This window comes from Lentibacillus cibarius, assembly GCF_005887555.1.
Lineage (GTDB): Bacteria > Bacillota > Bacilli > Bacillales > Amphibacillaceae > Lentibacillus > Lentibacillus cibarius.
Map to the genome: position 1 here is coordinate 3,214,989 of NZ_VCIA01000001.1, position 25,380 is coordinate 3,240,368.

General features: G+C 43.7%; 27 protein-coding genes, 1 pseudogene and 1 riboswitch. Of the genes and pseudogenes, 19 read left to right on the forward strand and 9 right to left on the reverse strand.

Going from position 1 to position 25,380, the window contains the following annotated elements; all coding sequences use genetic code 11:
- Positions 1 to 187: 187 nt before the first annotated feature.
- From FFL34_RS15770 to FFL34_RS15780, 3 genes are read left to right on the forward strand one after another with little or no spacing between them, the layout of a single operon-like run.
- Positions 188 to 1,651 (forward strand): spore germination protein, encoded by a 1,464-nt coding sequence (locus tag FFL34_RS15770; protein ID WP_138604279.1) that lies wholly within the window; start codon positions 188 to 190, stop codon positions 1,649 to 1,651.
- 11 nt (positions 1,652 to 1,662) lie between these two features.
- Positions 1,663 to 2,751 (forward strand): GerAB/ArcD/ProY family transporter, encoded by a 1,089-nt coding sequence (locus tag FFL34_RS15775; RefSeq protein WP_138604280.1) that lies wholly within the window; start codon positions 1,663 to 1,665, stop codon positions 2,749 to 2,751.
- The gene (locus FFL34_RS15780) at positions 2,741 to 3,814 is read left to right on the forward strand and encodes a Ger(x)C family spore germination protein (RefSeq protein WP_138604281.1); all 1,074 of its coding nucleotides are present in this window, start codon (positions 2,741 to 2,743) and stop codon (positions 3,812 to 3,814) included. The genes FFL34_RS15775 and FFL34_RS15780 overlap by 11 nt, the downstream gene beginning before the upstream one ends.
- 45 nt (positions 3,815 to 3,859) lie before the next feature.
- On the opposite strand, the gene FFL34_RS15785 is transcribed toward FFL34_RS15780, so the two are convergent.
- Positions 3,860 to 4,510: a DNA-3-methyladenine glycosylase family protein gene (locus tag FFL34_RS15785; protein ID WP_171046414.1), complete on the reverse strand. Its 651-nt coding sequence runs from the start codon at positions 4,508 to 4,510 to the stop codon at positions 3,860 to 3,862.
- 176 nt (positions 4,511 to 4,686) lie between these two features.
- Between FFL34_RS15785 and FFL34_RS15790 the strand changes: the two genes are divergently transcribed.
- The 12 genes from FFL34_RS15790 (at position 4,687) to FFL34_RS15840 (ending at position 16,527) form a co-directional block, all read left to right on the forward strand.
- A complete protein-coding gene (locus tag FFL34_RS15790; RefSeq protein ID WP_138604283.1) occupies positions 4,687 to 5,895 on the forward strand; it encodes an NAD(P)/FAD-dependent oxidoreductase in 1,209 nt (402 codons plus the stop codon).
- Positions 5,896 to 6,188: 293 nt separating this feature from the next.
- The gene (locus tag FFL34_RS15795; RefSeq protein ID WP_138604284.1) at positions 6,189 to 6,440 is read left to right on the forward strand and encodes a hypothetical protein; all 252 of its coding nucleotides are present in this window, start codon (positions 6,189 to 6,191) and stop codon (positions 6,438 to 6,440) included.
- A gap of 75 nt (positions 6,441 to 6,515) precedes the next feature.
- Positions 6,516 to 7,337: a VanW family protein gene (locus FFL34_RS15800; protein WP_138604285.1), complete on the forward strand. Its 822-nt coding sequence runs from the start codon at positions 6,516 to 6,518 to the stop codon at positions 7,335 to 7,337.
- A 146-nt stretch (positions 7,338 to 7,483) separates the two neighbouring features.
- Positions 7,484 to 8,602, forward strand: a complete 1,119-nt coding sequence (locus FFL34_RS15805) for a tetratricopeptide repeat protein (protein WP_138604286.1) — start codon at positions 7,484 to 7,486, stop codon at positions 8,600 to 8,602.
- 75 nt (positions 8,603 to 8,677) lie between these two features.
- Positions 8,678 to 9,688 (forward strand): ABC transporter substrate-binding protein, encoded by a 1,011-nt coding sequence (locus FFL34_RS15810; protein WP_234031525.1) that lies wholly within the window; start codon positions 8,678 to 8,680, stop codon positions 9,686 to 9,688.
- Between the two features lie 4 nt (positions 9,689 to 9,692).
- Positions 9,693 to 11,717 (forward strand): iron ABC transporter permease, encoded by a 2,025-nt coding sequence (locus FFL34_RS15815; protein ID WP_138604288.1) that lies wholly within the window; start codon positions 9,693 to 9,695, stop codon positions 11,715 to 11,717.
- Positions 11,718 to 11,755: 38 nt separating this feature from the next.
- Positions 11,756 to 12,211, forward strand: a complete 456-nt coding sequence (locus FFL34_RS15820; protein ID WP_138604289.1) for a DUF6884 domain-containing protein — start codon at positions 11,756 to 11,758, stop codon at positions 12,209 to 12,211.
- A 19-nt stretch (positions 12,212 to 12,230) separates the two neighbouring features.
- Complete coding sequence (locus FFL34_RS15825; RefSeq protein ID WP_138604290.1) at positions 12,231 to 12,554, forward strand: hypothetical protein; 324 nt, start codon at positions 12,231 to 12,233, stop codon at positions 12,552 to 12,554.
- 233 nt (positions 12,555 to 12,787) lie between these two features.
- Positions 12,788 to 12,891: riboswitch (TPP riboswitch) on the forward strand.
- 118 nt (positions 12,892 to 13,009) lie between these two features.
- On the forward strand, positions 13,010 to 13,582 hold the full coding sequence (thiT, locus tag FFL34_RS15830; protein ID WP_138604291.1) for an energy-coupled thiamine transporter ThiT: 573 nt from the start codon (positions 13,010 to 13,012) through the stop codon (positions 13,580 to 13,582).
- Between the two features lie 202 nt (positions 13,583 to 13,784).
- Positions 13,785 to 13,922, forward strand: coding sequence for a hypothetical protein (locus tag FFL34_RS18375; protein WP_171046415.1), 138 nt, complete (start codon positions 13,785 to 13,787; stop codon positions 13,920 to 13,922).
- Positions 13,923 to 14,031: 109 nt separating this feature from the next.
- Positions 14,032 to 15,453 (forward strand): hypothetical protein, encoded by a 1,422-nt coding sequence (locus FFL34_RS15835; protein WP_138604292.1) that lies wholly within the window; start codon positions 14,032 to 14,034, stop codon positions 15,451 to 15,453.
- Between the two features lie 672 nt (positions 15,454 to 16,125).
- The gene (locus FFL34_RS15840) at positions 16,126 to 16,527 is read left to right on the forward strand and encodes a helical membrane plugin domain-containing protein (protein ID WP_234031526.1); all 402 of its coding nucleotides are present in this window, start codon (positions 16,126 to 16,128) and stop codon (positions 16,525 to 16,527) included.
- 22 nt (positions 16,528 to 16,549) lie between these two features.
- On the opposite strand, the gene FFL34_RS15845 is transcribed toward FFL34_RS15840, so the two are convergent.
- Complete coding sequence (locus FFL34_RS15845) at positions 16,550 to 17,128, reverse strand: ribosomal eL19 family protein (RefSeq protein ID WP_138604294.1); 579 nt, start codon at positions 17,126 to 17,128, stop codon at positions 16,550 to 16,552.
- Positions 17,129 to 17,258: 130 nt separating this feature from the next.
- Between FFL34_RS15845 and FFL34_RS15850 the strand changes: the two genes are divergently transcribed.
- From FFL34_RS15850 to FFL34_RS15865, 4 genes are all read left to right on the forward strand, one after another.
- On the forward strand, positions 17,259 to 19,004 hold the full coding sequence (locus tag FFL34_RS15850) for a carbon starvation CstA family protein (protein WP_138604295.1): 1,746 nt from the start codon (positions 17,259 to 17,261) through the stop codon (positions 19,002 to 19,004).
- Between the two features lie 95 nt (positions 19,005 to 19,099).
- Positions 19,100 to 19,357: a cory-CC-star protein gene (locus FFL34_RS15855; RefSeq protein WP_129673782.1), complete on the forward strand. Its 258-nt coding sequence runs from the start codon at positions 19,100 to 19,102 to the stop codon at positions 19,355 to 19,357.
- Between the two features lie 96 nt (positions 19,358 to 19,453).
- Positions 19,454 to 20,386 (forward strand): ArsA family ATPase, encoded by a 933-nt coding sequence (locus FFL34_RS15860; RefSeq protein WP_138604296.1) that lies wholly within the window; start codon positions 19,454 to 19,456, stop codon positions 20,384 to 20,386.
- Positions 20,387 to 20,392: 6 nt separating this feature from the next.
- Positions 20,393 to 21,376 (forward strand): zinc-binding dehydrogenase, encoded by a 984-nt coding sequence (locus tag FFL34_RS15865; protein ID WP_138604297.1) that lies wholly within the window; start codon positions 20,393 to 20,395, stop codon positions 21,374 to 21,376.
- Positions 21,377 to 21,511: 135 nt separating this feature from the next.
- Here the strand turns inward: FFL34_RS15865 and FFL34_RS15870 are convergent, their stop codons facing one another.
- The 7 genes and pseudogenes from FFL34_RS15870 to FFL34_RS15900 all read right to left on the reverse strand — a co-directional run bounded on the left by FFL34_RS15870 (position 21,512) and on the right by FFL34_RS15900 (position 25,244).
- Positions 21,512 to 22,369 (reverse strand): DUF421 domain-containing protein, encoded by an 858-nt coding sequence (locus tag FFL34_RS15870; protein WP_138604298.1) that lies wholly within the window; start codon positions 22,367 to 22,369, stop codon positions 21,512 to 21,514.
- 88 nt (positions 22,370 to 22,457) lie between these two features.
- Positions 22,458 to 22,661 carry a DUF1657 domain-containing protein gene (locus FFL34_RS15875; protein ID WP_138604299.1) on the reverse strand — a complete coding sequence of 68 codons (204 nt, stop codon included), beginning with the start codon at positions 22,659 to 22,661 and terminating at the stop codon, positions 22,458 to 22,460.
- A 10-nt stretch (positions 22,662 to 22,671) separates the two neighbouring features.
- On the reverse strand, positions 22,672 to 23,022 hold the full coding sequence (spoVAE, locus tag FFL34_RS15880) for a stage V sporulation protein AE (RefSeq protein WP_138604300.1): 351 nt from the start codon (positions 23,020 to 23,022) through the stop codon (positions 22,672 to 22,674).
- The gene (spoVAD, locus tag FFL34_RS15885) at positions 23,019 to 24,035 is read right to left on the reverse strand and encodes a stage V sporulation protein AD (RefSeq protein ID WP_138604301.1); all 1,017 of its coding nucleotides are present in this window, start codon (positions 24,033 to 24,035) and stop codon (positions 23,019 to 23,021) included. Before spoVAD ends, spoVAE begins: the two co-directional genes overlap by 4 nt.
- The gene (gene spoVAC, locus FFL34_RS15890) at positions 24,035 to 24,514 is read right to left on the reverse strand and encodes a stage V sporulation protein AC (RefSeq protein ID WP_138604302.1); all 480 of its coding nucleotides are present in this window, start codon (positions 24,512 to 24,514) and stop codon (positions 24,035 to 24,037) included. Before spoVAC ends, spoVAD begins: the two co-directional genes overlap by 1 nt.
- An 18-nt stretch (positions 24,515 to 24,532) precedes the next feature.
- The gene (locus tag FFL34_RS15895) at positions 24,533 to 24,988 is read right to left on the reverse strand and encodes a YhcN/YlaJ family sporulation lipoprotein (RefSeq protein WP_138604303.1); all 456 of its coding nucleotides are present in this window, start codon (positions 24,986 to 24,988) and stop codon (positions 24,533 to 24,535) included.
- A gap of 49 nt (positions 24,989 to 25,037) precedes the next feature.
- A pseudogene (locus FFL34_RS15900) lies at positions 25,038 to 25,244 on the reverse strand (DUF1657 domain-containing protein).
- Between the last annotated feature and the right edge of the window lie 136 nt (positions 25,245 to 25,380).

Here is a 25,380-nt window from a genome sequence, read left to right on the forward strand (position 1 = left end):
TGAGCTGTTTTGCTCGCTTTATATAGCATGACCCTATTGATCGATATATATGTATTTATTTGGCAAAAAAATTTCCTGCTATGATTTAGTGAGGTTAATAGCTATATCTCTGCCTATGAATAACTGCTACGTTACTTTCTCATACTACCTATGATGAGGATGGTATTGTTTCGAAAAGGATGTTTTTATGAATAAAAAAATGTCACAGAAAAAAATAGAACGGGATTTCGAAAAATTATTATCGACATTAAAGCAGAAAGATGGTTTTATCAATTACCAGCTTGACCATAACGGTAGTGTTGTACATCTCGGCTATTTAAAAACATCCGTTGATCCGCAAAAGCTGGAAAAGTATATTCTGCCCCGTTTGCAGGAGTATTTGTACCATGATTTGAACGAGTTGAAAAGTTACATACCAATTACGAAAACCGAATTAACCGATAACGCAGACAGCATACAGGAAAAATTGGTTAGTGGTCATCTATTTATTTATATGGAGAAGAGTAGTCCGTCGTATTTGCTTATTCCTATTCCGCTTGATGAAAAACGGGATGTAGGCGTACCGGAAGTAGAGTTCAGCGTCGTTGGACCGAAAGAAGCATTTGTGGAGGATATCGATACAAATCTGAATTTAATCCGGAAACGCTTGGACATTCCGGAATTAAAGGTCAACAAGCTCAAAGTTGGCACAATCACGAAAACAGAGGTTGCAGTGATGTCCATCGAAGGGATTGCCGATGAGGAAAATGTTAATACGGCGATTCAGCGGATCCAAGACGTTGATATCGACCAAGTGATTGATAGCTCGTATATTCAGCAGGTAATTGCTGATAATAAAAATTCCCCATTTCCACAACTGTTGGATACAGAACGGCCAGACCGGATTGCGGCGGTTTTAGCGGAGGGGAAAGTTGTGATTGTCGTCGATGGATCGCCACATGTACTGCTGGGACCGACAACATTGATTGAATTTTTCTCTGCATTTGAAGACTATTTTTTAAATTGGATGGTGGCATCGGCGTTTCGTTTGATTCGTTTATTAGCTGTATTCTTCTCCATATTGATATCGCCGCTGTATGTTGCGATAATAACTCATCATTTTGAAATGATACCGAATACATTGCTTGGAACCTTAGTTAGTTCCAGAACCCAGGTACCGTTTCCGCCTATTTTGGAGGCAATTTTACTAGAACTGGCGATTGAGCTGTTGCGTGAAGCTGGGGCCAGACTTCCGACAAAGGTTGGTCAGACAATCGGTATCGTCGGTGGTATCGTGATTGGTACTGCCTCGGTTGAAGCGGGACTAACCAGTAACGTATTGCTGATTGTTGTCGGTGTTGCTGCACTTGGTTCCTTTACAACACCGGTATATAAGATGAGTAATACGATTCGTTTAATTCGGTTTCCGTTACTGCTGGTTGCTCATGTCTATGGTTTGCTTGGCTTGGCCGTAAGTATTGCCTATGTCATGGTCCATTTGCTGCTATTAACATCACTGGGAAGACCGTTTATGGAACCAATCTTTCCTTTCCGGTTCAAGGATTTCAAAGATGCACTGATCCGCTTGCCATTTGATAAACAGGATAAGCGTCCATATGCAGTACGCCCGAATAAAGTTGTTCGACCTTCCGGAAAAGACAAAAATGCGTAGAGGGATAGTAAATGATCTCATTAAAAGATAAAGTGTCAGGTTCAATGGTATTCTTTCTCATTACAGCGTCACAGGTAGGCGTTGGCGTTTTAGGTTTTCAAAGCGCCATCAATAAATATGCCGAGCAGGACGCGTGGATGTCGCTAATTGTTGCTGGAGGAGCTATCAGTGTCATTATATGGTTCATGTACGGAATGCTCTCCAATAATGCTGAAGGCGATATTGCTGCCATTCACGAGTTTACGTATGGTAAATGGATCGGTGCTTTTTTTACGATTCTATTTTCTGCTTACTTATTGTTAATGGCATTAGTTGTGCTGCGTACGTATATCGAGATTATCCAAGTATGGATGTTTCCACATGTGAAGGTATGGGCACTGCTTTTGCTAATTATTCCGCTCATTTATTATACCACCGCGGATAAATTTCGAGCGGTTGTCGGTGTATGTTTCCTGGGAGTCGTTTATCCACTTTTTCTCATTTTGTCATTTCTATTTCCACTTAGATATGCACGGCTAACGAATATACTACCGGTTATGGATCATTCGTTTATGGAAATTATGCAATCATCGTCAATAGCGATACTGGAGTTTATGGGGTTGGCGGCATTGATGGTTTTTTACCCGTTTATTCGTGAAGCCAGGCATTCCCAGAAGTTCGCTCATTTCGGGAATCTTTCTACAACCGCTTTATACCTGTTGATTTGTGTTATATCTTATCTTTACTATAATCAGAGCGAAATGGAAAATCTCATTTGGGGAACATTAAACCTCTGGAAAATTATTGAGCTGCCATTCATGGATCGCTTTGAGTATTTCGGTATTGCGACATTGTTTTTTTCAATCCTGCCAAACGTTGCACTGTTCGTATGGGCATCTGCCAGGTCGTTAAACAGAGTATTCGGCCTTGCTCAGGCAAAGATGACCGGCATTTTACTGTTTATTTTGTTTATTACATGTCTTGTTTCCGGTGGACGTCAAGGTATCAACTTCCTAAATGATATAGCCGGAACAATCGGTTTATGGTTTTTGTTCGCATATATACCGGTATTATTTTTCATCAACTTTATTCGCAGGAAGGTGCAGAAGGATGGCAGTTAAGCACACAATCTTTATTATCTTCATTCTTATTAGTCTGGTTGCAAATTTCGACCTTCCAAAAAAAGTGATTGACGAGATTCATTTCATTACAGCTGTTGGTTATGACCAGGCTGAAAAAGATTCCATTAGAAGTACCATAGTCACGCCGGTTTTTACAAAGGAAGGGGAATTGGAGGATTTACAGTATACAGATACCAGTTCAACGGTATACGGCACACTTGTCAAACTTAACACACAATCATCCGAGCAGCTGCTAAACGGAAAAATTGAAGTTGCTTTATATAGCAAAGAATTGGCGGCTCAGGGGCTTGATGATTATGTTGATTATCTGTTGCGGGATCCGTCGGTAGATGCCAATTTATTTCCAGTAGTAGTTGACGGGAAAACATCGAATTTTTTGCAGCAGATAAAAAGTAAAAAGGGAATCGGAATTTATTTAAAGGATTTATTGGAACATAATATTCAGCACGGGAACTTGCCAACCATCAATTTAAAACAGTTTGATTCTGCTTTGCAATCCAAAACGATGGATGCGTTTCTGCCAATGTTAGGCATGAAGAAAGATGATGCGGCTTTACAGAAACTGGCCTTCTTTGACGATGATCAATTTACCGACAGCATACCAATAAAGAAAGCAGCCGTTTTCCGAATGCTATATGAAAACGTAGAGGATGGACAGTACGGTTTTAAAAAAGAAGCGTATAGAGTATCTATCCAAAATATTGAGTCCGTAAGAAATATCATCCCGGCGAAGAAGAATGGAAGAACGAAGGTAACGATTAACATTCAGCTTCGCGGCGTGATTAGAGAATATACTGGTAATAAACAAGTGACCAGTCGATTACGCAAGCTTGAAAAAGATATGCAAAAGGACTTCGAGAAAAAGGCTGAAACGCTTATTAAACGGTTTCAGAAGAAAGGCATTGACCCGCTGAACATTGAAGGACACGTGAAAGCCCGCAACCGGAGTTATGATCCAAAACAATTTGAAAAAGCCTACCCGGAGCTCCCGGTCTCTGTTAATGTAGATGTATCTCTTAAAGAAACCGGTACAAAACGCTGACTGCTATGAAGGAAGGAAGGTGTTTTTGGCGATCTTACTTAATCATTAAATATCATCAATCGACGCAAATCTCCGTTCAAAGTCGAGATGCACAATTTCCCATAAATAAAAAGAGGCGATCGTTAGATGAGGGCTCCATATTGGCTTTTTTTCAATTAAAAGATTTCGCCGCTCTGATTGGTCAACACCGTACAGCCATTTTGCCCCGCGCTGGATACCGATGTCATCAACAGCGAGTACATTCATTCTAGCAAGTGAGAAAATAAGAAACATCTCTGCTGTCCATTTTCCGATTCCTTTAATGCTTGTCAATTGTTTGATGACCGTCTCATTGTCAAGATCGTGTAATTGGTCAAGGGAAACATCGTCGCTGTCCACTTTCGCAGCCAAGTCACGCAAATACGTCACCTTTCTTCTTGACAGGCCAATCGCTCGTAATTGCTCATCAGTGGCACCATTGACTGATTCCGCTGTGATGCGTTTGTCCAGCAGTACGTCCAATCGACCGAAAATGGCATCTGCAGCTTGGACGGAGATTTGCTGACCGATCATAGAGCGTACGAGTGAACGGAAAAAGTCCGGACGCATAGTTACTTCTAAATCGCCAATCACATTGATTAGTTTGTTCATTATGGGATCGTTCTGTCCTAGTTCAATAACAGCTTGGTCATATTGTCTTATTGTTAATATTTCCATAATCCACCTCATAACCAGTTTAAATGGTTATGAGGGACATGGCAAAATAAACGGTGAAAAAAACGGGGAATTGTAGCCTAAAATTGAAATCTTTGATATGATAAACATGATATCAATAGATGAATCCTAATCGTTGGATCATGCAGCGCTATTATAATTAAGAGAGGTGGATATCTATGAGTAAACCAAAGATAGTTGTTCTCGGCGCCGGGTATGCCGGAATGATGACAACGAAGCGACTAACGCAGAAGCTGCGCCCGGAAGAAGCTGAGTTAGTGCTTGTTAATAAGCATAACTACCATTATCAGACAACGTGGCTACATCAAGTAGCAGCGGGTACTGTTAATCAGAATCAGGCACGTATGATGATTAGTGATGTTATCAATCCTAACCGCGTTAACCTGATTTATGATGAAGTTGTTGAAGTGAAAAAAGAAGAAAACCGCGTTGTTTTGAAAAACAGTGAAATTACATATGATTACCTGGTGATTTCGCTAGGGTTTGAAACAAACACGTTTGGCATCAAGGGAATGGAGAAGAATGCGTTCTCCATTACGGATATCGAATCAAGCCGTATGATTCGCGAGCATATCGAATATCAATTTGCCAAATACAGTACAGCCGAGAAGCCAAACGAGGACGATTTAGCTATTCTTGTTGGCGGTGGCGGCTTCACCGGTATCGAATTTGTCGGTGAGCTTGCGGAAAAAGTCCCAGAGCTTTGCAAAAAATATGATATCGACCGCAGCAAAGTACGCATTATTAATGTAGAGGCAGCACCACGCATCATGCCTGGATTTGACGACGAGCTTGTCGCCTATGCCAAGCGTTCGCTTGAAGACCGGGGTGTTGAATTCCGGGAAGGTGCCAAAATTAATGAATGTAAGAAGAACAGCTTTGTAATCGGTGATGACAATGAGGAGATTAAAGCCGGCACCATTGTATGGACCGGTGGCGTAACCGGAAGTTCCATCCTCTCCAAATCCGGATTTGAAATTACAAAAGGTAAAGTAACCGTAGATGGTGACATGCGAGCACCAGGCGAAGAGAACATTTTCATCCTTGGTGACTGTGCATGGGTGATGAACGAAGCGGAAGGCAAGCCATTCCCGCCGACTGCACAGGCGGCTATGCAGCATGCTGAAACTTGTTCTGATAACCTAAAAGCCCTGTTGCATCATGAACCAATGAAGAAATTTGTATTTGATGATAAGGGTACGGTGGCCTCACTTGGCGAAACAGACGCCATGGGAACGGTATTCAATGACAATAAGCTGTACGGCAAACCGGCTGTATCGATGAAAAAAGTGGTTGACAACCGTTATCTATTCTTGCTTGGCGGACCAAAACTTATCCTGAAAAAAGGCAAATTACGCATGCTTTAAAAATTGAGGAGGGTCATGTTTATGAAAAACGGTATATTGTATATGTTCCTGCTGGCGATTGCGGCTATTGTTGGGTACACCGCAGCGACACGCACCATGGAGGATACACGGGATTTCCGTTAAAAAACAGCCATCCTGTCTATAAGGCAGGATGGCTGTTTCATAACCTTAGAAAGTATAACGTTGTCTTATGTAACTAGCATGAGCGATAATCAATTTTTATCCATTGTGATGTTTATCACTGTTTCCATCATGATTATAGTGTAAAATGGAAGTATGGGGGAGGGATTTCCATGACGATGGGACTTATCATCTTATTGACCGTTCTTTTTATAGCAGCATTGGCCGGAACGTTTTATGCATTTAAACAAGAAGAGAAAAAAATGAAAAAATATGAAGAAGAAGGGGATACGGTAGAAGATCAACTGCGGCGCTCGCATGAGTATGAAACATCATCCCTGAAATCAAATGTGCCGCTGCAGTTAGCAATTTACGGTGTTACAATTGTGGTATCATTGTTCGTCTTTGTATTTTATGTGTTTTAAAAGTTTGGCGCCAAATCAGTCCGGTATTCATATTTTCACGGCTATGCCGGATACTAACAGACAGGAGGTGGTTATATGCTGACCGTTCTCTTGTCTTTTTTATTGGCTTCAGTTCCGTTATCGGTTGTCGATGATGGAGAGACGGTTGACAAATTTGTGAAAGAAGACTTCGAGCTAACCTTAGTCGATCAGTTGCTTATTGATCACACAAAATTGGATATCCAGATGGAAGTGTTAAACGAAAAGATATATCAGGAGCCGGTGGATGCTAAGTTAGCCGATGATGGCGATATTATCCAGGAACAGCCTGGAGTTGCACTAGACCGGGTGCAATTTCGCAAACAGTTTTATGATTATTTTTACAATGGACACCCGACTGAACTAAGCCCTCCCGAACGTGTTGTTTATCCGCGTGTGGACAGTGAACTGCTGTCAGAAATTCGGGAAGAGGTGATCGGAAGTTATCAGACGAGTTTCCGTCCAAATAACAAAGAACGTACACGCAACATTGAAATAGCGGCAGAAGCGATTGACAGCCATGTCGTATTCCCTGGTGAGTCTTTTTCATTTAACGGAGTAGTGGGCAAGCGTACCAAAGAAAAAGGGTATAAACGTGCCCCCGTAATTGTCAGAGGAGAGCTGACCGAGGGGATTGGCGGTGGCATTTGCCAAGTTTCCTCCACCTTGTATAATGCTGTAGACATAAACGGCATTGAAATTGTGGAGAGGTATTCACACAGCCGAAGTGTACCTTATGTCCCTCCTGGGCGGGATGCAACGGTCAGTTGGCATGGACCTGACTTTGTCTTTAAAAACAAACATAATAGGCCGGTTCTCATTCGTGCTTCAGCAAAACGTGGAAATATGACGATTCAGATTTTATCTTCCAAATCATAATGATTCATGTACCATAAGGGTGCTTTATTAAGACAATTTATGTCCTAAAACAGTGGCTATCATAAGAAATGATCATTTTCCTACCTTCCAGCTTTATTTTGTTGAATAATTTGGTTAGACTTTAAATGGGAAGGAAGGTGTTTCGTATGGATATACTTAATCTTGATGACCATTTCAAACATGATATGCCGACAACGTACAGAAGCCGGCTTGAGGAAGTGCTCGAAGAATTTAAACGCGGTCACTATCCGAATGTATTGAATAAATCCGCAGAGCTGCGAAAAGAGCCGGATTTGGATAAAGAACTTGCCGATAAGCTGCGTATGGTTGAGGCGATATGCCACTCGGAAATAGGTGAGGTAAAAAGCGCGACTTCTATTATATCGGAGCTGTTTTACGAATCAGACATTGATCATATGCTGCTTGGTGAGCTTGCGTACATGTGTGATTTCAAACTGGCGCGCCGGATTTTGAGTACCGCTGTTAAACAAATGGAAGAAGATGAAGAAACGGACCGTCTCACACTGGCACGAGGGTATTTGGTGCTGGCTGAAGCGGAGGAGAATCTGGAAAAATACGTCAGGGCCATTAAGTATTTTAAAAAAGGGCTTTCCTACTTTCAATCGGATGACAAGAAAGATCAGCATATGATCCTATACTTGCATTTCAAAATTGGCATGATGTATTCCATGAAAAATGACCCGGAAGAATCACTCGCTTATCTCGGCAAGGTCATTGATATGGCTGGGGATAATGATACCGGGCTGAAAATAAACAGTCTAGTCACCATTGCCAAGACATACGGTAGCAAGGATGAAAATGAAAAAGCGTACCCATATTTAGAGGAATCACTGAAACTTTTGGAAGGATCGGACCAAGAACAAACGCTGACCCATGCCGAAGCGTTGACAGAGATGGCTTTTTACCACTTTCATAAATCTGCGTTTGCACAAGCTGTCCCGTACTATAGTAAAGCAGTTGCTATTTATGAGAAATTGCCACAGACGTCCCATCGGAAATTGGGTATGATTTATATGCAATATGCCTACTGCCTGGAACATATGGAAGAAAATGATATTCGTCAGGCGGGGAACATTTATGAAAAAGCGGTGGACAGGTTAGAGAAGATAAAGGACCGTGAATTGTTGGAAAATGCACTAGGTGATGTGATTGCCTTTTTCGACCGCACCGGCAATGACAAGAAAAAACGCCAATATGAAAACAAATTCGTTAAGATGACAAACAATGCGTCATTCTCTTCTTGACAGGGTGATACAAGTACCGTAGTATGTTGAGTGAAAATGATAATCTCTATCAATTACATAGGTTCGGAGGCTGGAATGATGAAAAAGTTAGCGATAATTAGTTTCCTATTGCTCATCGCTTTCCTCGCTGCATGCGGTGGCAATAACAACGATGAGGAAAAGACGAACAGCAATACGGAAGATTCCGGTGAACAAGAACAACGGACGGTAACGATTGAAGATGCCAGAGGGGAACAGACCGTTAAAGGCACACCAGAAAATATCGTTGCACTCGAATGGTCATATGCAGAAAATCTGCTTGCTCTTGGCGTGCAGCCGGCCGGGGTGGCTGATTTGGACGGCTTCAATAAATGGTTAAACATTGACAAAGAATTTGCGGACAGTGTGGAAGATGTGGGGACACGGTCGGAACCAAACCTGGAAGCAATCAAGCGCCAGGATCCGGATCTGATTATCGCCGTTAAATTCCGCCATGAACAGTATTTGGATCAACTGGAAAAGATTGCACCGGTCGTCATGTTTGCTCCTTATGGTGATCAAGCGATACAGGATCACTACGGAAACATGATTGACGAAATGAAGAAACTGGCTAAAATAGTTGATAAAAAAGACAAAGGTAAACAGGCGATAGCTGATTTGAATGCCTTGATCGATGAACAGAAGCAGCGTGTGGCCGATGCTGGATTGGAAGGCTCACCGTACCTTGCCACTCAGGCATTTACAGCACAGAATACCCCGACGATCCGCTTGTTCACGGATAATTCTATGGTCGGCAAACTTATGAAAAAATTTGGCTTTGACAATGCCTATTCGACAGAGGAGCCGGAAGTTTACGGCTATACTGAAGTGACCCTTGAAGCGCTGCAAAATTACCAGGATCAAGCAGACTTACAATTCCTGTATATTGCCCAGGATGATGACAATATTTTTGAGACGGCGTACAAAGATAATCCGGCCTGGAAGAATTTAAGCTTTGTTAAGAATGGAAATACACACCGACTACCTGGTGATACATGGACATTCGGTGGCGTCCTTTCCAATCAAGTACTGGCGAAACAGCTTGTTGATGCTATGGTAAAAGAGTGATTGGATGAATAGTAGACTTCGCAATTTCATGACTGCGGTTCTCACCTTTGGGGGTGGAACCGCGCTTTTATGCATACTTGTATTTATACATATTAATCAGGGAAGTGTATCGATTTCCATTGGCACTGTCATCGATGCGATTATTGCCCCTGAAGATAACTTGGCACACCATACTGTCCGCATGCTTCGTCTGCCGCGGGCGGTGTTGGGGATTATCGCCGGCGGAGCATTGGCCGTTTCCGGTACGGTGCTGCAAACCGTGACCAAAAATCCACTATCCTCAGCAAGCACGCTTGGTATTCATTCCGGAACATACTTTGCGGTTGTACTAAGCACGGTCTTCTTCCCGGTGGTCATGGTCGGGAATGGGATTATCGCTGCATTTGTTGGCGGAATTCTGACGTTTCTCATTGTCTTTGTCTTGTCAGGCGGGAGCAAGGCATCACCTGTACGAATGGTTCTTGCCGGCATGATTGTGACCTTTCTGTTTTCATCGCTAACAAGTGTGCTGCAGATATTCTATGAAAATGAAACGGCCGGCTTATTTTTGTGGGGATCCGGCACGCTTGTCCAAAATGACTGGAACGGTGTTACGTTTTCCTTGCCGATTGTAGCGGTTGGATTGCTCATCCTTTTGGTTATGTCGTTTAAGATGGACACGCTTACGCTTGGCGATGATGTAGCTGTGGCACTCGGGCAAAATGTCAATCTCGTTAAATTTATTTCGATAACTGCTGCTGTTCTGCTCACCTCAGTTACGGTTAGTGTTGCTGGTCCGATAGGTTTTGTCGGACTTGTTGCACCGCACATTATCAAACTGATCGGCTACCGTAAACATTTACCATTAATCATTGCGTCATTTATTTGGGGTGGGAATGTCTTATTACTTGCTGATGTGCTGGCACGAGTGATTGATCCGTCTTTTTCCGAACTGCCTGTCGGTGCAATCACCGCACTTATCGGTGCCCCGTGGCTAATCTATTTAGTGCTGCGCATGAAGCGGTCGACATATGGGGACGAGAACACATCGGTTATTGCCGGAAAAGCTTCAGTACACGCACCGCTTAAGGCTGTGATTCCGATTTTAATCTTCGTGATAGCGGTGACGGTGTTTGTTAGTTTGGCGTCGGGGAATTACGGGTTTGAGCCTGTCTTATTATGGAATACATTTTTCGGGGATGCGAATGATTTCATGCTCGGTCTCGTTATGGATTTGCGCTTGCCTCGTGCACTTGTCGCCTTGATTAGCGGCATGGTGCTCGCTGTCAGTGGACTCGTTTTCCAAGGTGTCTTGCGTAACCCACTGGCAGACCCATCCGTCATTGGCATCACTTCCGGGGCCGGGGTTGGTGCGCTTTTGACCATGTATGTGTTTGGTGTGTCAGCTGCTTGGATACCTGTTGGTGCCATGATTGGTTCGCTTGTCTTTTTCATCGCGGTCATGGTGCTGGCCATCCGGGCACAGTTCCAGCCGACGATTCTGGCGTTACTCGGGATAGGCATTTCCGCGTTCGGGTCAGCCATTATTCAGATTCTTGTTGTACAGGCAGATTTGGGTGTAGCATCTGCACTAACCTGGCTGTCAGGAACCACCTATGCGAGAGGTTGGGCGGAACTTGTCCGTTTCCTGATTTGGCCTGTTCTCATTTTGTTCCCGCTGTTAATGATCAGGATCCGTGTTCTTGATACACTGTCCTTAGGCGATGATACCGCAAAAGGGCTTGGTCTGCGGGTGATGTCCGCCCGATTCCAGCTGGCGTTAATAGCAACCCTCCTGGCAGCATTCAGTGTAGCGGCAGTCGGTTCCATCGGGTTTATTGGTTTAATTGCCCCGCACTTGTCCCGTCTGTTGGTCGGGCCGGCGAACCAGCGTTTGTTGCCGGTGACGATGCTTGTCGGTGGAGCAATGCTGGTCGTTGCCGATGTATTAAGCCGCACACTGCTTGCACCAAGTGAAATTCCGTCCGGCATACTGGTAGCGATTATTGGTGCACCGTACTTTCTCTGGCTGATGCGCAAACGGGCCTAAGGAAAAGCTGGATATGACAGGAAAAGGGGTAGCGTATCGTGAAAGATTTGAGTATTATTCCGTGTGGGCGCAAGAAAATTTGGACTAACCATCCGGAATATGGTGCGGTGCCAGCTAAAGATGCCTATATTGGCACCTTGCATAACCGTTGCCGGCAATATGCGGAATACTTTACAGATGGATGGGTAGTTCTATCGGCCAAGCATGGGTTTTTGTTTCCGGATGAGCTGGTTGACGGGCCGTATGATGTGACGTTTGGCCAGAAGAATGCTGATATCATTACGATTGACAAACTGCAGGAACAGGTGATGGCGAAACGGCTGGATCAATTCGACAGGCTGATTGTGCTTACCGGTAAAAAATATAACCCTATCATCAAGGACGTTTTTCATAGCCGTGTGCCACAGCTATTTCCGCTTCAGGCCTATACTGGCATCGGTTACATGCTGCAGGCACTGAAGCAATCGGTTGCAACAGGTATACCGATTCATTGACAAGAGGAGAAGACAGATCATGACCAGATTATTATTAATCATACTTATATTATTTGCCTATATTTTATATGCCGCGTTTAAGCATAAAGCAACGTGGCGACAATTAACGGTCCTTCAGCTCGTAGGCGTACTACTGACGTTTATTGCTGTTACCGGATCCGGAGCGATCATCCTTTACTATGGTGTGCGCTCGTTGGTGGCATTGATCGACAACGGCTTCATCCGCATCATTATTCAATTTGTTACGGCAATTATTGTTGTCATTGTTGGAACAGTCGTTTTTAATAAAGCTGTTCACAAAATAACGAACGGTATACTGCCGATGGAGCGAAAGCGTAAATAAAAATAGGAATTATCCCGTATGACTTAAGCACGCTGCAAGATATACCAGAGTAAAAATGTGTTGATACACGAAGCGGAATGTATACGGGCTGCGGGTAAGGTACAACCAGCTTCACATCAAATGACAACGTTCAAGGAGAACGCTCCACAAAAAATTGACGCACTTTTTGTGAAAAAAGTTTGTCAATCCCACGAGACTAGGTTATAATAGTATTAGCAAAAAAAGCATAGATGAAAGCCTTTAGGGGGAGCCAAATGGCTGAGAGTGAACAGATTTATGTTCAGACCCTTTGAACCTGTTAGTTAGTACTAGCGTAGGGATAGTGGCTTTTTTGATGGAATAGAAAGCAATGTGAGCGGATTTCCCCATCAGGAAGCTTCCCCTTGGCATTGCTTTTTTTGCGTGGAAAAATTTGGTGGATACATGCGTTTCCGCCAGTAAAGGGGAGGATTTTCATGGGTTCGAAACGTACATTGTTTATGATTGAGGTGGCTATTTTCACAGCACTGGCACTAATGCTTGACATCATTCCGTTTTTATCGATTAAGCTCTGGGCACAAGGTGGTTCTATTTCATTGGCGATGATACCCATATTTATTGTTGCCTTTCGCTGGGGGCTAAAGGGCGGTTTACTTTCCGGTTTTTTATGGGGAATGCTGCAAGTTGCGTTGGGAACGGCTTATGTGCTGCATCCGCTTCAAGGTTTCATCGACTATGCTTTAGCCTTTACTGTCATCGGTTTTGCCGGTATTTTTGCAAAACGGATTCAGGAAGCTGTTCAAGACGGAAATACGAAGACATACCTGACCTATATTACATCCGGGGTGTTTTTAGGAAGTATGCTGCGGTTTGCAGCCCATTACGTGGCAGGTGTTGTGTTCTTTAAATCAGCCGTGGACGGTCAATCGGTATGGTTGTATTCTTTATTATACAATATATCTTATATTATCCCATCACTGATTATTAGTGCCTTTGTGGTCTTTTTCTTATTCCACAAACAGCCTAAAACATTAGTACTTGCTGCATAGCAATGCTGACCGCTCACACGTGGAACAAAGGCGCAAGCGCACTTGCAAGCTAAGAACGCGATGTCCTGTACGTCGGATTCGGACGTGGCTTTACTTTGTCAGTAAAAATTTAATTGCTCATTTATTACTCGATGAAAAACTAGCCTTTTCGTATACAAGGGGCTAGTTTTTTATGTATAGTTGAACAAAAGGGGGGGATTCCATGCGTGAATTGATCGGTTCGTGCCAATCATGCGGTACAAATGTTTATTGTGAAAATGGGTTTTTCGACGGTGTTCAAGAAAATGGCCAACTGCTGTGCAATGATTGCGCCGAAGAAACGAGTGAATCAGAAGCGTAATGAACTTAAGAAATCCCCGAAGATTACTTTGACTTCCGCATGCTAATTCTGCACCGCTTTTTTTCCTTGTGCATAGGCTGTAGCACAGTTAGGAAAGGAAGTGGTGCATTTGGAGTTAACCTTATCCCACGGTCTATACGGTCTTTTTACACTGATTATCATCTTGACTATGATATTCCGTAGAGGGGTTGTCCTGCCGTCATTGCTTGGAACCTTCATTATTGCCTGGGTCTATAAAGGGAATCTTGTTGAAGGGTTTACGGCAATATTCAATGCGAATCTTGTGGCAGCGAAAGAATTGTTCAATATCTTCTTGATTATTACCTTCATGATGGCGTTATTGCATTCGTTACGAGACCTTGGCGCTGATCGGCGAATGATTCAGCCGATTCAAAAGCTGATGGTCAACGGTCATGTTTCCTTCTTTATATTGACTGTGGCAACGTATGTCATTAGTTTATTCTTTTGGCCGACCCCTGCTGTTCCGCTTATTTGCGCTTTGCTGGTGCCGGCAGCCATTCGCTCCGGACTACCAGCAATGACCGCGGCTGTGGCTGTTGCGCTGGCCGGACAGGGGATGGCGCTGTCGTCGGACTATATCGTTCAAGTGGCTCCAAATGTTTCAGCAACATCAGCAGGTATTGATACGGGAGTGGTTGCTGATAAGGCGCTTGTTTTATCATTAATCGCTGGTGGTGTTGCGATTGGATTGGCGTATCTTTTATACCGGAAGACTATCCGCCCGAAAGACAGTGAGCTGAATGAAATAGAAATGAATCAGATGCAAACGGCAAAGGAATCGGAAAATAAAACCAAATCAACCCATTTGAATACGTGGAGCAGGTTGTTTGCTGTCGTTGTCCCGGTATCCCTGTTGGCTGTTGTTGTTTATATGATGTTCACCAAACTCAACGCTGGAAGGATGTCTGGGTTTGAAGGTGGTGACGGCGCAGCATTTGTTGGTGGTGTGGCGGTGATCCTGCTGCTCTTATCAACGGTGGCGTTCGGCCGTGAAAATGCGCTGGATTATATTACGAACCATATCACAGAAGGCTTCGTGTTCGCGTTTAAGGCTATGGGACCGGTTATTCCGATTGCAGGATTCTTTTTCCTCGGTAGTTCTGATTTCTCTGGAAATATTCTTGGGATTGACGGAGAAGCACCAGGGTTGTTGTTCGATCTAGTGAAATCAACACAGGAATTTCTTCCGCAAAATGCACTCCTTGCTGCATTTAGCGTGCTGATTATTGGCATTATTACAGGTCTTGATGGATCTGGTTTTTCCGGCTTGCCACTGACAGGTGCTTTAGCATCATCACTGCAAAACGGTGCCATTGATGTTGGAACACTTGCTGCAATTGGACAATTGGGATCGATTTGGACTGGTGGCGGGACCATTGTTGCCTGGTCATCACTGATTGCCATTGCTGGTTTCTGTGGTGTTTCTGTGATGGATTTAGTTCGGAAAAACTTTGTACCGGTCATTTGTGGTTTGCTCCTGTCCACAGTTGCTGCCTTGATTATTTTTTAGCTGGTAGCTGCCATGTTAAATATTGGATAAAAATGGATATAGGAGAGATTTATCGAATCAATTGAACCTTCTATTTAAAGGCGGTGTTCGCTCTAAGACGAGGCGAATGCCGAGTTTTTCTAAACGACGACTTAAAATGAACTGCACGAAAAAACATGGCCTGAACGCAGGATTCAAGTTTCAATGGCATCAATTGATTCAAAATAGCAAGGGGGTTTATTAAGCTCCCTTGCTATTTTTCTACGTTGGTAAAGTGATGAGTGCCGGATGCGGCGGGAAACGTTACAAATTTAAAAAAAACGACATATTCCCCCATTATAATAAATAAACATAAAACATCGAGTAGTGCAGCGTCTATAAATCGTAAGTAAGAACTGTTTCATTATTTGTACCACCTTCCGAATCGTTGTTTACGCATGACTACCTGTCGCCACCAGCGTATAAGGAGGTTGTGGTGAAAATGGAATTCATCAGGAAAAAAAGGGGAAAATTTTTTGCACCCAAATAACTACCGGCGTGGCAATATACAACCGCAAATTAGTGTCCGTGTTGATGAGAAATAGGAACGCAATGACTATATTTTTCCGGGAAGTCAGGTGAAGCGAAATAGCTGAAAAACTATCAAATGTAAAGCGCAAGGAGGTCCACGCGGAGACAATCCGCCAGCATAATTTGGAAGAAGTAGCAACGGCGGTCAGCGAAAATAAGGAAGCTATCCTGAAGGGGATCGATTTACTGGAATCTTTAAACCAAAGCGAAACACTTGATATGTTGACTGCGCTCGTTAAACATCGGGAAGACGCACTGGCGAATGTCATGCGCGAGCTGAATAAGCCGGAATATGCCGCACCAGTGGAAAATATAACTAAACTCTTTCAAATAGCGGGAAAACTGGACGTGGATGAAACGCGATATGTTGCCGATCGGATGAACCACGCGGTCAAGGAAGCTGCCGCATCGGAGGCTACCGGTAAAACGTCGTATATGGATCTATTGAAAGCATTGAAAGATCCGGAAATTAACCGAAGTATCACCATGATGCTGCAGTTTTTGCGCGGGATGGGGAAAGCGTAAAAATCTAGTTGATTACATGTATCTACTTGAAATCCTGGCTGTGAATGACCACTGTCAGGATTTTTAATTTCAAAAAGATGATATGGAAGAGTGACAACGCTTTAGCAGCCGACATCAACGGAATAGCAGTTAACATCGACGCATTAGCGTCCGACATCAACGGAATAGCAGTCAACATCGACGGAATAGCGATCAACATCAACGGAATAGCGGCCGACATCAACGGAATAGCGGTCAACATCGACGGAATCGCGGCCACAATCAACGGAATAGCAGTCAACATCAACGCATTAGCGTCCGACATCAACGGAATAGCAGTCAACATCGACGGAATAGCAGTCAACATCAACGCATTAGCGACCGACATCAACGGAATAGCAGTCAACATCAACGCATTAGCGTCCACAATCAACGGAATAGCGGCCAACATCAACGCATTAGCAGCCGACATCAACGGAATAGCATTCAACATCGACGGAATAGCGGCCAACATCAACGCATTAGCGTCCGACATCAACGGAATAGCGATCAACATCAACGCATTAGTGTCCGACATCAACGGAATAGCGGCAACCTCCCCCCGGAGTACGCGAAGATCCATAAATGTGACACTATATTCAAAAGGTTTACATTTATCTGTTTTCGCAGTAAAATCAAGTTGTATTAGAAAGCGCTTTATCATATATTGTATTAGCGTTTTGAAAATTAAGATGGAAAAGGGGGAGGAATGGATGAGTGGTATTTTGGCAGCAGTGATCGGGCTGGTGGTTTTTGCGCTTGGTTATCGGTATTATTCAAAGTTAGTTGCGGAGAAAATTTTTCGGCTCGATCCTAACTATGTCACACCAGCACACAAGTATGAGGATGGGGTCGACTTTGTACCGACAAACAAATTTGTTCTATGGGGGCATCATTTCACATCTGTTGCAGGTGCGGCACCGATTCTTGGACCGGCCATTGCTGTTTATTGGGGCTGGTTGCCGGCATTGTTGTGGGTTGTCTTGGGAACTGTTTTTGCTGCGGGTGTTCATGACTTTGGTACGCTCGTTCTGTCCGTCCGCAATAAAGGACAATCTATTGGTACATTGGCGGATAAATTAATCGGTCAGCGGGCAAAGATGTTGTTTTTATTTATTATTCTCATTCTTGTGCTAATGGTGAACGCTGTATTTGCGTGGGTAATTGCTAATCTATTTGTTTCTTATCCGGCTAGTGTTCTTCCGGTGTTTATCCAGATTCCGCTGGCAATTTGGATTGGTCATGCTGTTTATAAACGGAAGACAAAGATGCTTGGTCCGTCACTTGCGGCACTCGCTGTGATGTATCTGTTCGCTATTATTTCCAGTAAATGGGGACTTTTGCAGATTGATTTGGTTCAGTATATGGGCGGAGAAGGAAGTACCGGCCTATTCGGTATGGGGGCTGTCAATTCCGCGTTTCTTATCTGGATTGTCATTTTGATGGCTTACGTCTATATTGCGTCTACTATCCCGGTCTGGAAGCTGTTGCAGCCGCGTGATTTCATTAATTCACATCAGCTTATCGTCGGACTTCTTATCTTATATCTAGGTCTGTTATTCACGAACCCGGAAATTACAGCACCTATTACTAATCCTAGTGCAGATACATCTTGGTTCCCACTGTTATTCATTACCGTGGCTTGCGGTGCGATATCCGGTTTTCACGGGCTAGTCTCAAGCGGAACATCGTCAAAGCAGCTTAATCGGGAAACCGATGCCCGCTTTGTCGGTTACTTTGGAGCGGTCGGTGAAGGGTCGCTTGCATTGATATCCATCTTGGCGGTTGTAACGTTTTTTGGCAGCACGGATGAGTTTTTGGCAACTTACAGCAGTTTTCAAGCGGCGAACGGTTCCGGGTTGAATGTTTTTGTCGAAGGAGCTAGTGCACTTGCTACTGGGTTGATGATTCCGCCTGAGGTCGCTGGAACCATTGTATCGGTCATTATTGTCAGCTTTGCCGCAACAACACTGGATACAGCGGTTCGTATGATGCGCTATATCATTTCTGAACTTGGGATGGAATATAACGTTCCAGCGCTTTCCAAAAAGCATGTAGCCACATCACTAGCAGTCATCTCCAGTACTGTGCTGGTGCTGCTTCCTGAAGGATCGAAAGGGTTCGGATCCGGCGGTTACTTGCTCTGGCCGCTGTTCGGAACCTCCAATCAGCTGCTTGCAGGCATCAGTTTACTGCTTCTGTCCATCTGGTTGAAAAAACGAGGCAGTAATTATCTGATTACGTTAATTCCAATGGTCTTTTTGATGTTCATGACTTTGTGGGCCATGTTCCAGAAAGTCATATTCGAGTGGTCATGGTTTGGCAGTGATCCGAAAATGCTTTTATTCGTTCTCGGGGCAATTATCTTTGTGTTTGCCGTCTGGATTGTATTGACAGCATTTAGCGCATTAACACGGAGCATGAAAACATCAGATGATTTGGATAAAACTGCGAAGTAACCTTTCTAAAGAAGGTGCCAGTACCCAATACCGGCACCTTCTCATTCATTGTAGCGGCACATGGAAAATGCAGGCCCTTAAAGAGAGGTGATCATATGTTTGAACAATTAAAGAAGCTGGCGGCTTTCTATGAAGAAGTGCTAACCATGCCGCATCGTCAGGAAATAGCCAGGGAATTGAGAGACCAGGATGATTTGTTTTTACTTCTTTTGTACTCGGAAATGCTGGGTATCCCTAATCCGGTTTATTACTATACGCTGGAGTTGTATCCGTACATGATTGAGGAATTTCACGACTGGCATTTGCGGATGGGGATGGCCAAATCACCGCTGACAGGTATCCGCTGTTGTTGAAGGTATGAACACTTGTTGAACAAACCGAACAACGTTTTGTGACAGCGGGAAACCTAAAACCGGCTAACGCAGAAAATCGTAAAGGAGAAGCGCTTAATGAAAGTATTAGAGAAAAAAATCATATTTGCAGGTGGCAAAGGTGGAACCGGGAAATCTACTTCAGCTGCGGCAATTGCATGGAGATCAGCGCTGGAAGGATTTCATACATTGCTTATTTCCACTGACCCGGCCCACAATGTAGGGGATATATTTCAGCGGCCGATTGGCGGTAGTTACACCACACTATCCAATAACCTTACTGCCATTGAAATCGATCCGCAAAAAGAAACGGAAGCTTATATCAAAGAGGTTAAATCAAATATCAGCAATGTCGTGCATTCCGGGATGACCGAAGAAGTACATCCTCAGCTGGATACAGCAAAAGCATCACCGGGAGCAGATGAAGCGGCGTTATTTGATAAATTAATATCAATTATTTTAGAAGAAAGCCAAAACTATGATAAGCTAGTATTTGACACGGCACCGACAGGGCATACAATCCGATTGCTGTCACTGCCGGAACTGATGGGCGTCTGGATTGAGGGGATGCTGAAGAAACGCCGGAAAACGAATGAAAATTACAGCCAGCTACTGCATGATGGCGAGCCCGTCGAGGATCCGATTTATGATGTGTTAAAGAAACGGCAGGAACGCTTTTCTAAGGCACGGGAAATACTTCTTGACGACAGTGTGACCGGTTTTGTATTTATCGTTAACCCGGAACGGCTGTCGATTGTGGAAACCGAAAAGGCAATTGAACTACTGGCAGATTATCATTTGCATGTGAAAACGCTGGTTGTCAATAAGGTACTACCTCAAGACGCTGATGGTGAATTTTTGCAAAAGCGGAAAGCGTATGAACAAAAGTATTTAGATCTTATCAATGAAACATTTCCTCATCAAGAGAAGATTTACGTGCCACTTTTTCCACATGACATTACCAGAAAGCAGCATCTCACTGAATTCAGTAACTATTACGAGGAGGGGTAACGGAAAATGAAATCATTTGTACATGAGAATGGGGAATTGAAACATAAGGAGATGGACAAGCCGTTTGCTGATCACGGGCAAGTCACTATCAAGCTGAAAGCGGCCGGATTGAATCGGCGGGATTGTGCTATCCCTGGTCGCAGAGGAGACAAGGCGGAGGCACTGATTCTTGGTTCGGATGGAGCGGGGGTCATTGCATCCGTCGGGGGAGGCGTAACTGATTTTTCCGTCGGTGACGAAGTAATTATCAATCCGGCGCTTGGTTGGTATGACAACAGTGATGCACCACCGGAACAATTTGAGATTTTGGGGATGCCTGATCATGGCACATTCGCTGAGTATATTGCGCTGTCTGCTGAGCACGTGGAAAAAAAACCTGACTATTTGTCGTGGGATGAAGCGGGTGTGCTAGCATTATCAGGTCTGACCGGTTACCGAGCACTGTTTACAAGAGGGAAATTACACCCTAACGAAACGGTGTTTATACCAGGGGCTGGCAGCGGTGTAGCTACGTTTCTTATTCAGTTTGCCAAGAAAGCAGGTGCGCGTGTGATTGTCAGCTCCCGTAGCGATGAAAAACGCAGACAGGCTGAAAAGCTTGGTGCAGATCGTGCCATTGATACAAACAGTAGCTGGCCGGAAAAACTTAAAGACGAAACGATTGATCTTGTCATCGATAGTGTTGGCAGGGCTACGTTCAACCGGTCACTCGAAGTATTAAAAAAAGGTGGCCGTTTCGTCACTTTTGGTGCTACTACGGAAGACACGATTGAACTGAACTTGCGCGCCTTTTTCTACGGACAATACAAATTGATAGGATCAACGATGGGAAGCAGGGAGGAGCTCCGCGCGATGTTATCGTATGTAGAAAAACAGCAAATTCATCCAGTAGTGGACCGGACATTTCCATTCAGCGAAACCGGTGAAGCGATGAATTATCTTCAAGATACGAAACAGTTTGGCAAAATTGCATTAAAAATCAGTGAATAAACCTTTTCACCGGTCAAAAACATGCCTAAAAGGTCATTCTCGTAAAAGTCCGGCTTTGTCTAAGTCAATGGAGCGGGGAGGGACTTCGCTTTTCCGGAAGCGGTCCTGGACATAAAGTGTAAATTACTCCCCGTTTTAGTTCACATATGGTGTTAATTTATCTATTGCCTGCTGGAGTCGTTCACTATTTTTTTGATACAATGCCTTGGCTTCCTCGTTTTCTGTTTCCAGCGCAAACATTTCGAGGTCAGCCTGGCATTTTTTCATGGTGGCGAGAAGAAGTGGTTTTTCTGTTGGACTTGGTACGGTAAGTTTGTCATCGAACAAGTCTACTGTCAGCTGTCCATCACTGTCAACTTGGCCGAGGAAAACATTTTCAATACTGACATTCATCTTCTCCAGTTCCGTTTCCAGCCATTTTGTATTCAGTGAGGCGTTTGCTAGCGGTTCAAGCAGCATTTTCCCGTCCATGATCACGGTTTGCGGTTCTTTGGCCGGGGATACCTTTGTACCAAGCATTTTTGGCGTGACAGGCTGATTTTCCTTTTTAGGAAGTACGTTGACATCCCCATTTGCTTCCATAACCGCAAATTCTACATCAGCAGCCGTAAAGACGTTATTATTGCGCAGTTGCCCGAGTAAATCATCAGTGGTGATGCGTTCTTTTTTTAAGTTATCTTCCATAATTTTACCATTTTGAATCAGCACGGTTCCTTTTCCCTTTGCCACGTCGCGAAATCGTTTGCTTTTAAGTGCAATAAATTCAGCAGCAAAAGGTATGAGGAACCATATAGCTAGTGCTATTAACCCATAGGCAACGGGTGCTGCCGGATTAACCACACTTAGGGCGACGATACCACCAATCACAATCGTCAGCATATATTGAAAGGTAGTAAGGTGTGATAGCTTTTTTTTGCCAAGCCCTTTACTTAGCGCGAATAAAGCAATGAGAAAAACAACCGATCGGATGATAATTTCAATCCATCCTGGCATAGTATCAGTCCTTTTTTGTTTTTTTGATGCTGTCGATCGCATGTGCGCAGGGGTTTCGGCTGGAAACATCAAGCCGTATAACACTTAATTAGCTTTTGTATTGTGGTTCTTCTTTCGTTAGGAAAATGACTTGTTCCTCTAGGTCATTTTTGACGATTTTCACTGCATTCCGAACCTCCCGGAAAACTTGTTCTGTTTCTTGGTTCGTGGTTTTGGCGGTAAGTGTTTCAAGTGTTGCTTCAACATTTTTCAGTGATGCAAAGCACCCTTTTACTTGGGAGCTGACAGTCATATTATTCCTCCTATCCTTTAGGTTTGAAGAGAAGAGCTCCAATAACACCGAAGATAATTGCTGCCGAAATACCGGCACTGGTCACTTCAAATATGCCTGTTACGACACCGATAATCCCGTGCTCCTCCGCTTCTTGCACGGCTCCATGAACGAGCTGATTACCGAAATTTGTGATAGGAACCGTAGCACCTGCGCCGGCGAAATTAATCAGTGGTTCGTATAATCCGAGTCCGTCCAATATAGCACCGGAAACAACAAAAATAGTTAAAGCCACTCCCGGATTAAGTTTGAATACATCAAACATAATTTGTCCGATGACACAAAAGATGCCACCGACAACAAATGCCCAGAAAAATATCATAATACATCACTTCCTGCTTCAATTGATACAGCGTGTGCGATACAAGGAATGGAATCCTTTTGCTGCACACTCAGCGGTGAATGCAGCGCCCCTGTTGCAACTACAAGAATGCGGTTTAGCTCCTTTTTCTTAAGAAGTTGTATAAAATGACCATAAGCGCCGACCGCTGAGCTGGCTGTTCCGCTTGCACCTGAAAAAACAGGCTGATCCTCCCGGTAAATTGTCAGCCCACAATCTTTGTAGTTCTCTTCTGTAACTTCAATATGCTTCTTTTGCAGCATATCTAAGGAAACTTCCCGACCAACCTGTCCAAGGTCGCCAGTTATGATTAAATCATAGAATGACGCATCAACATTACGCTCTCGTAAATGTGCTTCAATGGTATCAACAGCAGCAGGCGCCATTGCCCCACCCATATTAAATGGATCTTTTACGCCCATGTCGACGACCTTGCCAATCGTTGCGGAGGTAACTTTTGGTCCCACGCCTGCTTTTGCGACAAGTCCACATCCGGCTCCAGTTACCGTCCATTGTGCGGTAGGTGGTTTTTGTCCGCCATATTCGGTTGGATATCTGAACTGTTTCTCGGTTGCAGCATTGTGACTTGCAGTTCCACTTAAAATATAATCTGCCCCATTTCCATTAATTAGAAATGCAGCGAGCGCGAGACCTTCCATGGATGTAGCACACGCACTGAATAAACCGAAGTAAGGAAGATCCAGTGTTTTAGCAGCAAAACTGCTCGGTGTTATTTGGTTAATTAAATCACCACTGATGAAAAATTGTACTTGCTCTTTTTGAATAACACTGTTTTTAATGGCTGCCTGACACGCCTCCTCCATCATTGTCCGCTGTGCTTTCTCGAATGAAGATTGGTTCATCCATATATCATCGTGCAAGATGTCAAATGCTTCAGGTATGTTTCCATCAGCTTCCATTGGTCCGCCAACAGTTCCAGTAGAAATGATGACAGGTTCGTTTTCAAAAATCCACGTACGGTGCCCAGCTAACATCAGAAACCCCCCCACTGAACCAGAATTGTTTTAATAAGGGCGACAACAAATGCTGAAAACACGCCATACACAATAACTGGTCCGGCCAGTTTAAACATGTTACCGCCAACACCTAGAATAAACCCCTCGGAACGATGCTCAATTGCCGCCGAGACAACGGAATTTCCAAAACCTGTAACAGGTACAGTAGACCCCGCTCCGGCAAATTGCCCAATACGATCATATACACCAAATCCCGTCAAAAGCATCGTAATGAAGATGAGTGTTGCCACTGTTGGATTACCGGCTGTTTGTTCGGTGAAGTTAAAGAAATAGACATAGCCCGTTGAGATGACCTGACCGAGCAAACAAATAGAGCCACCAACCAAAAATGCTTTAATGCAGTTTTTTAACAGCGGTCTTTTTGTCTCCCGGTTTTTCTGAAATTCTTGATATCGTTGTGCCGCTGGCGGTAAATTTTTCTTTTTGTTATTTGCCATAGGTCCATCACACTCGCTTTATGTTTTATCTTTCATTAGTTTAATCTCTTGTTTAGCTTTTTTCCGCAATTGTTTTTTCGTCAATTTTCCGTTGGCTATTTTCTTTTCAAGCTTCTGAAGGTCAAGGACGATCCGTTTGTCTGTGGATACTTGTACCTTGTGGTCGGGAAAAGCTTTTTCCATTTGTTTATTTATTTTTTTTCTAATGGAATCCAGCTGAAATCGTTTATGGTGTTTGATTTCAAACGCGATGAGAAGCTTTTTATCCGTATTAATGGCATTAATCTTTGTGATAGCTTCCCGTTTTTTAAGCTTTTCCTTAGCTTGGTTGGCAATATGTTGGCTAACGGTATCGGTTGCCGCTATTTTTTGGAAATTTGTTCCGTCTTTTGTTTGTGATGTATCGTCTTGCGTTGTACAGCCTATCAGAAAGTAAATGATGGCGAGTATCAATATGAACCGAAATGATTTCATTGTTACCTCCAATTTAGCTGGGGCTGGCTGCAGCGCCAGCCCCACTATTTTAAAATCCTTTGTATTGTGGCTCTTCCTGCTCAATTTGCTGTACGCGTGTTTCTACGGACTGTAATACGCCTTGTGTTTGCTAAGCGGCATTCTCATAAAGCTGCTTAGCTTGCTTGTTTTCTGTTTGCAGCGCGAATTGTTCAAAGCTTGCTTGTGCACTTTTTAAACCTGCTAATGTTTGTTTAACCTGACTTGATACGGTCATTGGTTCTCCTCCTCGATAAATGTTTTTAAGTGAAAGTAACAAAATAAACATACCTTCACTTTTTCATTTGTTTCACCACTTATTTTTTAAAGAAACATGTGAATTATGCTTTCTATTTTTTTCCCTTTTTTTTTAG

Bases quoted from the DNA above. Each gene is read 5' to 3' on its own strand.
- FFL34_RS15790 (WP_138604283.1), top strand. From the start codon at position 4,687: ATGAGTAAACCAAAGATAGTTGTTCTCGGCGCCGGGTATGCCGGAATG.
- spoVAC (WP_138604302.1), bottom strand. From the start codon at position 24,514: ATGGCAAATAACAAAAAGAAAAATTTACCGCCAGCGGCACAACGATAT.
- FFL34_RS15810 (WP_234031525.1), top strand. From the start codon at position 8,678: ATGATGAAAAAGTTAGCGATAATTAGTTTCCTATTGCTCATCGCTTTC.
- FFL34_RS15875 (WP_138604299.1), bottom strand. From the start codon at position 22,661: ATGACTGTCAGCTCCCAAGTAAAAGGGTGCTTTGCATCACTGAAAAAT.
- spoVAE (WP_138604300.1), bottom strand. From the start codon at position 23,022: ATGATATTTTTCTGGGCATTTGTTGTCGGTGGCATCTTTTGTGTCATC.
- FFL34_RS15770 (WP_138604279.1), top strand. From the start codon at position 188: ATGAATAAAAAAATGTCACAGAAAAAAATAGAACGGGATTTCGAAAAA.
- FFL34_RS15785 (WP_171046414.1), bottom strand. From the start codon at position 4,510: ATGGAAATATTAACAATAAGACAATATGACCAAGCTGTTATTGAACTA.
- FFL34_RS15815 (WP_138604288.1), top strand. From the start codon at position 9,693: ATGAATAGTAGACTTCGCAATTTCATGACTGCGGTTCTCACCTTTGGG.
- FFL34_RS18375 (WP_171046415.1), top strand. From the start codon at position 13,785: ATGCGTGAATTGATCGGTTCGTGCCAATCATGCGGTACAAATGTTTAT.
- spoVAD (WP_138604301.1), bottom strand. From the start codon at position 24,035: ATGTTAGCTGGGCACCGTACGTGGATTTTTGAAAACGAACCTGTCATC.
- FFL34_RS15805 (WP_138604286.1), top strand. From the start codon at position 7,484: ATGGATATACTTAATCTTGATGACCATTTCAAACATGATATGCCGACA.
- FFL34_RS15780 (WP_138604281.1), top strand. From the start codon at position 2,741: ATGGCAGTTAAGCACACAATCTTTATTATCTTCATTCTTATTAGTCTG.
- thiT (WP_138604291.1), top strand. From the start codon at position 13,010: ATGGGTTCGAAACGTACATTGTTTATGATTGAGGTGGCTATTTTCACA.
- FFL34_RS15860 (WP_138604296.1), top strand. From the start codon at position 19,454: ATGAAAGTATTAGAGAAAAAAATCATATTTGCAGGTGGCAAAGGTGGA.
- FFL34_RS15795 (WP_138604284.1), top strand. From the start codon at position 6,189: ATGACGATGGGACTTATCATCTTATTGACCGTTCTTTTTATAGCAGCA.
- FFL34_RS15775 (WP_138604280.1), top strand. From the start codon at position 1,663: ATGATCTCATTAAAAGATAAAGTGTCAGGTTCAATGGTATTCTTTCTC.
- FFL34_RS15865 (WP_138604297.1), top strand. From the start codon at position 20,393: ATGAAATCATTTGTACATGAGAATGGGGAATTGAAACATAAGGAGATG.
- FFL34_RS15845 (WP_138604294.1), bottom strand. From the start codon at position 17,128: ATGGATCTTCGCGTACTCCGGGGGGAGGTTGCCGCTATTCCGTTGATG.
- FFL34_RS15855 (WP_129673782.1), top strand. From the start codon at position 19,100: ATGTTTGAACAATTAAAGAAGCTGGCGGCTTTCTATGAAGAAGTGCTA.
- FFL34_RS15895 (WP_138604303.1), bottom strand. From the start codon at position 24,988: ATGAAATCATTTCGGTTCATATTGATACTCGCCATCATTTACTTTCTG.
- FFL34_RS15800 (WP_138604285.1), top strand. From the start codon at position 6,516: ATGCTGACCGTTCTCTTGTCTTTTTTATTGGCTTCAGTTCCGTTATCG.
- FFL34_RS15870 (WP_138604298.1), bottom strand. From the start codon at position 22,369: ATGCCAGGATGGATTGAAATTATCATCCGATCGGTTGTTTTTCTCATT.
- FFL34_RS15825 (WP_138604290.1), top strand. From the start codon at position 12,231: ATGACCAGATTATTATTAATCATACTTATATTATTTGCCTATATTTTA.
- FFL34_RS15850 (WP_138604295.1), top strand. From the start codon at position 17,259: ATGAGTGGTATTTTGGCAGCAGTGATCGGGCTGGTGGTTTTTGCGCTT.